Origin of the sequence: Lentzea sp. NPDC004782, from assembly GCF_040609115.1 — a bacterium.
Lineage (GTDB): Bacteria > Actinomycetota > Actinomycetes > Mycobacteriales > Pseudonocardiaceae > Lentzea.
This window is the reverse complement of the sequence record NZ_JBEXJN010000046.1, coordinates 68658-75825: the sequence shown is the minus strand read 5'-3', so window position 1 is coordinate 75825 and position 7168 is coordinate 68658. Positions and strand designations below refer to the sequence as shown.

Sequence of the window (7168 nt, the reverse complement as noted above, 5' to 3'; positions counted from 1 at the left end):
ACACCCGGTCCCATTCCGAACCCGGTAGTTAAGCCCTTCTGCGCCGATGGTACTGCACTGGTTACGGTGTGGGAGAGTAGGTCGCCGCCGAACTTCTTCCCTGAAGGGGCTTGTGATTGCGGGGCACAACTACAGTGCTCGCTCACAAGCCCCTTTCAGCGTGTCCATAGGAGGATTTGGTGTCCAGGTTCGGGGATCGTCCCGGCGACCGTCAGCGTGGCCAGGGAGACCGACCGCGCCGTTCCGAGGGTGGCCGCTCAGCAGGCGATCGGAAGTTCAGTAACAACCGAGATGACCGCGGCGGCGACCGCCGCGACTTCAAGCCGCGCGAGGACGGCGGCGGCTACCAGCGTGGTGAGAGCTCCGGCGACCGCAACCGCGGTGGCGACCGTCGAGACGACCGCGCCGGCTACCGCGGGCAGGGCTCCAGCGACCGCGGCGGCTATCGCAAGAGCGACTCCAGCGATCGGGGCGGCTACCGCGGCGAGGGTTCCGGAGAACGCGGTGGTTACCGCGGCCAGGGTTCCAGCGACCGCGGTGGTTTCCGTGGCGAGCGCTCGGGTGACCGCGGCGGTTTCCGCCGCGACGATTCCGGTGACCGTGGCGGCTACCGCTCCGGCGGCGACCGCGGGGGCTACCGCAAGGACGATTCCGGTGATCGCGGTGGTTACCGCGGCCAGGGTTCCAGCGACCGCGGTGGTTTCCGTGGTGAGGGTTCCGGCGACCGCGAGGGCTACCGCAAGAGCGGCTCTGGTGACCGTGGCGGTTTCCGCGGCGAGCGCTCGGGCGATCGCGGTGGTTACCGCAAGAGCGACTCGAACGACCGCGGCGGCTACCGCCGCGACGACTCCGGTGACCGGGGTGGTTTCCGCGGTGAGCGCTCGGGCGATCGTGGTGGTTTCCGCGGCGAAGGCTCCGGTGACCGTGGCGGTTACCGCAAGAGCGACTCCGGTGATCGCGGTGGCTACCGCAAGAGCGACTCGAACGACCGCGGGGGTTTCCGCAGCGGAGGCTCTGGCGATCGCGGTGGCTACCGCGGCCAGGGTTCCAGTGATCGCGGCGGTTACCGCCGGGACGACTCCGGTGACCGGGGTGGTTTCCGTGGCGAGCGCTCGGGCGATCGCGGTGGTTACCGCGGCCAGGGCTCCGGTGACCGCGGTGGTTTCCGGCGCGATGACTCGGGTGACCGCGGTGGCTACCGCCGGAGCGATTCCGGTGACCGTGGCGGTTTCCGCGGCGAGGGTTCCGGTGACCGCGGGGGCTACCGCAAGAGCGACTCGGGTGACCGGGGTGGCTACCGCGGCCAGGGTTCCAGTGATCGCGGCGGTTACCGCCGGGACGACTCCGGTGACCGGGGTGGTTTCCGCGGTGAGCGCTCGGGCGATCGCGGCGGTTACCGCCGGAGCGACTCGGGTCACCGGGGCGAGGGTGCCGGCGACCGCGGTGAGCGGGGCGGCTTCCGTTCCGACCGAGGCGGCTATCGGCGGGACGACGCCGGTGACCGTCGCGGGTACCGCGACGACGAGCGTTCCGGCGCGCAGCGCGACGACCGTCGTGACGAACGCAGCCGTGAGCGTGCGGCGCGCTTCCAGGAGCGCCTTGCCGAGCAGGAGACCACCGGTCAGGCCGAGACCTCCGAGGTGACGTCGGACGCCGGCGAGCGCACCGGTTACCGCCTGGGTGACGGCGCTGCGGCCAGCCGTGCCGCCGCGAGCCGTGAGCAGGCTGCTGACGACGCCGACGTTGCCACCGGTGACGACCAAGAAGCTGTTGCCAGCTCCGACGAAGACCACGAGGTCCTCCCGGCCGGTGGCGATGCAGCCGACAGCGGGGCGAACGACGACGGCGCGGATGGCGATGGCGAGCGTGCCGACGACCGTCAGCCCGAGCCCGAAGACCGTGACGAGCGTGCAGATCGCGACGAGGCGCCCGCTCCCCGCGGTGGCCGTCCCGAGCTGCCGGAAGAGGCCGACCTGTCGCTGCTCGACCCGGAGATCCGGGCCGAGCTGCGCAGCCTGCCCAAGGGGCTCGCGGAGATCGTCGGCAGGCACCTGGCCGCGGCCGGGTTGCTGATCGACGACGAGCCCGAGCTGGCTCTGGAGCACGCCCGGTACGCGCGCAGCAAGGCGGCGCGGGTCGGTGTGGTGCGCGAAGCGGCGGGGTTGACCGCCTACTTCGCGGACGAGTGGGCCGAGGCTCTCAGCGAGCTGCGGGCCGCGCGCCGGATGATGCCCGGGCCGGGGCACCTGGCGATCATGGCCGACTGCGAGCGGGCGCTCGGGCGGCCGGAGCGGGCCATCGATCTGGCCAAGGATCCCGCGGTCAAGGAGCTCTCCCAGGAGGACGAGATCGAGCTGCGGATCGTCGCGGCCGGTGCTCGCCGGGACATGGGGCAGCTGGAGGCGGCCGTCGTGGCGTTGCAGGGGCCGGATCTCGATCCGGGGCAGCGCACCCCCTACTCCGCGCGGCTCTTCTACGCTTACGCCGACAACCTGGCCGCGGCCGGTCGTACCGAGGAAGCGGTCAAGTGGTTCCTCAACGCCGCCGAGGCTGACGACGAAGGCGAGACGGACGCCGCCGAGCGCGCGTTCGAGCTGACCCGGGAAGACACCGTTCCAGAGGAGACCGCGCAGCAGTGAGCGAGACGTTGGTCGACCGGTACGACGCGTTGCTGATCGATCTCGACGGCACCGTCTACCGCGGCAAAGAGGTCGTGCCCGGTGCCGCGGAGGAGATCGCGAAAGCCAGGGCGAAAGGCCTCGGGATCCGGTTCGTCACCAACAACGCTTCTCGTTCACCGCAGGCGGTCGCGGATCACCTCGTCGAGCTCGGGTTCGACACGAGCGTCGACGAGGTGAGCACCTCCGCGCAGGCGGGCGCGGCCATGCTGGCCGAGCGCCTGCCGAAGCGCACGACCGTTCTCGTGCTCGGCACCAAGGCCCTGGAGGCCGAGGTGCTCAAGCGCGGTCTCATCCCCACCAACGAGGCCGAAGGCGCCACGGCGGTGCTGCAGGGCCTGAGCATGGACCTCGGCTGGCGCGAGCTGGCCGAGGCCGCGGTGGCCATCCGCAACGGCGCGCTGTGGGTGGCGTGCAACGTCGACGCCACCCTGCCCACCGAGCGGGGCCTGCTGCCGGGCAACGGCAGCCTCGTCGCGGCGCTGAAGACCGCGACCGGCCAGGAGCCTCTCGTCGCCGGCAAGCCCGCCACGCCGCTGCTGCAGCAGGCGGCCAAGGAGCTGCAGGCGAACCGTCCGCTCGTGATCGGCGACCGGCTCGACACGGACGTCCTGGGCGCGGTCAACGCCGGGATGGACTCGCTGCTCGTGCTCACGGGTGTGTCCACGGCTGAAGAGGCGCAAGCGCTTCCGGAAGACCAGCGGCCCACGTATGTCGGCGCGGACCTGTCGGTACTGCATCGGCTACCGTAAGAGTCGTGAGCTACCCCTTGCCCGGACCGCCGCCCAACCCGGCTGACGCCATCGACGGCGCGCTGGCGAGGCTCGACGGGCTCGAGAACGTTCCCCTCGCCGAGCACGTGGCGCGGTTCGACGCCGTGCACGCGACGCTCACCGAAGCACTGTCGAGCATCGACAAGGTGTGATGCACAGTGCCTCGCAGAGTGCGGCTCGACGCCGAACTCGTGCGCAGGGGGCTCGCCAGGTCCCGTGAGCACGCCAGCCAACTCGTCGCGGACGGCCGCGTCACGGTGCGCGGCACCGTCGCGACGAAGCCCGCGACCGCCGTGGAGACCTCCGACGCGGTCGTGGTGAAGGACCTCGACAACGATCCCAACTGGGCGTCCAGGGGCGCGCACAAGCTGATCGGCGCGCTGGAGAGGTTCAAGATCGACCCCGCGGGCCGGCGTTGCCTCGACGCCGGCGCATCCACTGGCGGTTTCACCGATGTCCTTCTCCGCAACGGTGCACGGCAGGTCGTCGCCGCGGATGTCGGCAGGGGCCTGCTCGACTGGAAGCTGCAGACCGACGACCGCGTCGTGGTGAAGGACAAGACCAACGTCCGCACCCTCACGCCGGAGGACATCGGCGGCAAAGTTGAACTCGTCGTGGCGGATCTTTCGTTTATCTCGTTGAGGCTTGTGCTTCCCGCACTGGCCGCGTGCCTCGACGAGGAAGGCGACCTGCTGCCGATGGTCAAGCCGCAGTTCGAGGTCGGCAAGGAACGTCTCGGCTCCGGCGGCGTCGTGCGCGACCCGGAGCTGCGCGCCGCGGCCGTCCTCGAAGTGACCGAGGCGGCCGCCGAACTGGGTCTGGCCGTGCACGGGGTCGTCGCGAGTCCGCTGCCCGGCCCGTCCGGCAACGTCGAGTACTTCCTCTGGCTCCGCAAGGGCGATCCGACGGACGCCGCGGAGATGGTGCGCACCGCTGTCGCAGAAGGGCCCCAATGAGGGAAATCCTGCTGGTCGTCCACACCGGGCACCAGAGCAACATCGATCTCGCCCGTCAGGTCGCCGGCCGTCTCGCGGTCGGGGGCGTCACGACGAGGGTGCTCGACGACGAGGCGCGTGACCTCGGCCCGTCGTGCTGCACCAAGGTCGTGCCCGCCGACGACCACGCGGCCGAGGGCACCGAGCTCGTCCTGGTGCTGGGTGGTGACGGCACGCTGTTGCGCGGCGCCGAGCTGGCCCGCCCGGCCGGTGTTCCGGTGCTGGGCGTCAACCTGGGCCGCGTCGGGTTCCTCGCCGAAGCCGACTCGGACGCGCTGCACGAGGCCGTCGGTCACGTGCTGGAGCGCGACTACTTCGTGGAAGAGCGCATGACGCTCGACCTCGTCGCGAAGGTCGGCGACGAGGTGGTCGTGAAGACGTGGGCGCTCAACGAGATCAGCGTCGAGAAGCTCATCCGCGAACGCATCCTCGAGGTCGTCATCGAGGTCGACGGACGGCCCGTGTCGGCGTTCGGCTGCGACGGCGTGCTGTGTGCGACGCCGACCGGTTCGACGGCGTACGCGTTCTCCGCGGGCGGCCCGGTCGTGTGGCCGGACGTGCAGGCGATCCTGGTGGTGCCGAGCAACGCGCACGCGCTGTTCGCGCGCCCGCTGGTCGTCTCGCCGAAGTCGCACGTGGCGTTCGAGATCGAACAGACCGGGCACCCGGCGGCGTTGTCGGCCGACGGGCGGCGGACGTTCGAGCTGCCCGCGGGCGCGCGGATCGAGATCGTGGAGGGCGAGGTGCCGCTCAAGGTCGTGCGGCTGCGCCAGGCTCCGTTCACGGACCGGCTGGTCGAGAAGTTCGCCCTGCCGGTGAAGGGATGGCGGGGGCCATCGGCAGGCTGATCGCGCCGCTCGGTGCATCGGCACTCGCTCGTTATGGTGCCCGCGGAAAACTGTCGGACCCGACAAGTAAGGTTCGCCCTGTGCTGGCCGAGATGCGCATCAATGGCCTTGGCGTGATTGACGAGGCCACTCTCGAACTCGATCCCGGATTCACCGTCGTCACCGGTGAGACGGGTGCGGGCAAGACCATGGTCGTGACCGGGTTGCACCTGCTCGGCGGTGGCCGTGCGGAGGCGTCGCGGGTGCGGACCGGAGCCGACAAAGCGGTGGTGGAAGGCCGCTTCCAGGCTCCGGCGGGCAGCCCTGCCGCGAAGGTGGCGGACGAGGTCGGCGGTGAGCCGGACGAGGACGGGTCGCTGATCGCGATCCGCACCGTCGGCTCCGACGGCCGGTCCCGCGCCCACGTCGGCGGCCGTTCCGTGCCGGTCGGCGTGCTGTCCGAGCTGGCGGAGCAGCTGATCGCCGTCCACGGCCAGAACGACCAGCTGCGGCTCATGCGGCCGACCGAGCAGCGCGCCGTGCTGGACCGCTTCGCCGGCGACGACGTGGCCGAGCCGTTGCGCGAGTACCAGCGCATCCGCGAGGAGTGGCTGCGCGTCTCGACGGAGCTGAAGGAACGCACCGAACGTTCGCGCGAGCTGGCCCGCGAGGCCGACCTGCTGCGGCACGGGCTCACCGAGATCGACGCGGTCGACCCCAAGCCGGGCGAGGAAGCCGAGCTGCACGACGAGGCGCGCCGCCTCGCCGACGCCGACCAGCTCCGCGAGGCCGCCCAGGGCGCGCAGTTCGCCGTGTCGGGTTCGCTGGAGGGCGACCCGGACAACCCCGGCGCGCTGGGCCTGATCTCCGAGGCGGCCCGCCGCCTGTCCGCGTCCGAGGACCCCCGCCTGCGCGAGATGGAACCGCGGCTCGTCGAGGCGGCCACGCTGCTGGCCGACGTCGCCGCCGAGATCTCCGGCTACCTGGACCACCTGGAGGCGGATCCGGGCCGCCTGGAGCAGGTGCTGCAGCGCCAGGCCGAACTGAAGGCGCTGACCCGCAAGTACGCGGCGGACGTCGACGGCGTGATCCAGTGGGCGAACGACGCCCGTGCCCGCCTCGACGGCCTCGACACCTCGGAAGAGGCGCTGACCGCACTCGCCGCCCGTCGCGACGAGCTGGCCGTCGAACTGGCCAAGCTCGCCGAGCAGGTCACCGCGGCCCGCGTCGAGGCCGCGCTGGAACTCGGCAAGGCCGTCACCGAGGAGCTCGACGGCCTCGCCATGCCGCACGCCTCGGTCGAGCTCGCCGTGCGCCCCCGCCACGCCGAAGCCGGCGACCCCCAGGCACTCACCGTCGGCCGGTCCGTCCTGCACGCGGGCTCGTCCGGCGTCGACGACGTGGAACTGCGCCTCATCTCGCACCCCGGCGCCCCGGCCCTGCCGGTGCACAAGGGCGCGTCCGGCGGCGAGCTCTCGCGCGTGATGCTCGCGCTGGAGGTCGTGCTGTCGCACTCCGACCCGGTGCCGACGCTGGTGTTCGACGAGGTGGACGCCGGTGTCGGCGGCCGTGCGGCCGTTGAGGTGGGCCGCCGCCTCGCCCGGCTCGCCCGCTCGCACCAGGTCATCGTCGTGACCCACCTGCCGCAGGTGGCGGCGTTCGCCGACCGGCACCTGGTCGTCGACAAGTCCGCCGACGGCACGTTCACCAGGTCCGCGGTGCGCAAACTCGACGAGACGCAGCGGGTGGTCGAGCTGGCCCGCATGCTGGCCGGCATGGACTCCACCGACACGGGGCGTGCGCACGCCGAGGAACTGCTGGCGGCAGCCAAGGCCGACAAGTCGGCGGCCCCGGTGGTGCGGAGGCGCAAGAAGAAGGCGTGAGGGGGCCGGGAC

Annotated in this window: 6 protein-coding genes and 1 rRNA gene; all 7 read left to right on the top strand. The window is 71.7% G+C overall.

The features are described from left to right. Positions 1 to 93 (top strand): 5S ribosomal RNA (rrf, locus tag ABZV40_RS33945); the annotation flags it as partial. A gap of 86 nt (positions 94 to 179) precedes the next feature. Then, positions 180 to 2639, top strand: coding sequence for a hypothetical protein (locus ABZV40_RS33940; protein WP_355450958.1), 2460 nt, complete (start codon positions 180 to 182; stop codon positions 2637 to 2639). Then, positions 2636 to 3430: an HAD-IIA family hydrolase gene (locus ABZV40_RS33935; protein ID WP_355450956.1), complete on the top strand. Its 795-nt coding sequence runs from the start codon at positions 2636 to 2638 to the stop codon at positions 3428 to 3430. The genes ABZV40_RS33940 and ABZV40_RS33935 overlap by 4 nt, the downstream gene beginning before the upstream one ends. A 5-nt stretch (positions 3431 to 3435) precedes the next feature. Then, positions 3436 to 3603: a hypothetical protein gene (locus ABZV40_RS33930; protein ID WP_355450953.1), complete on the top strand. Its 168-nt coding sequence runs from the start codon at positions 3436 to 3438 to the stop codon at positions 3601 to 3603. A 6-nt stretch (positions 3604 to 3609) separates the two neighbouring features. Beyond that, positions 3610 to 4407, top strand: coding sequence for a TlyA family RNA methyltransferase (locus ABZV40_RS33925; RefSeq protein ID WP_355450950.1), 798 nt, complete (start codon positions 3610 to 3612; stop codon positions 4405 to 4407). Then, a complete protein-coding gene (locus ABZV40_RS33920; protein WP_355450947.1) occupies positions 4404 to 5294 on the top strand; it encodes an NAD kinase in 891 nt (296 codons plus the stop codon). Before ABZV40_RS33925 ends, ABZV40_RS33920 begins: the two co-directional genes overlap by 4 nt. An 80-nt stretch (positions 5295 to 5374) precedes the next feature. After that, positions 5375 to 7156, top strand: coding sequence for a DNA repair protein RecN (recN, locus tag ABZV40_RS33915; protein ID WP_355450944.1), 1782 nt, complete (start codon positions 5375 to 5377; stop codon positions 7154 to 7156). Positions 7157 to 7168: the final 12 nt, after the last annotated feature.

What these genes read in the sequence shown, in the direction of transcription:
- ABZV40_RS33920 (WP_355450947.1), top strand. Translation starts at nt 4,404, where the DNA reads ATGAGGGAAATCCTGCTGGTCGTCCACACCGGGCACCAGAGCAACATC.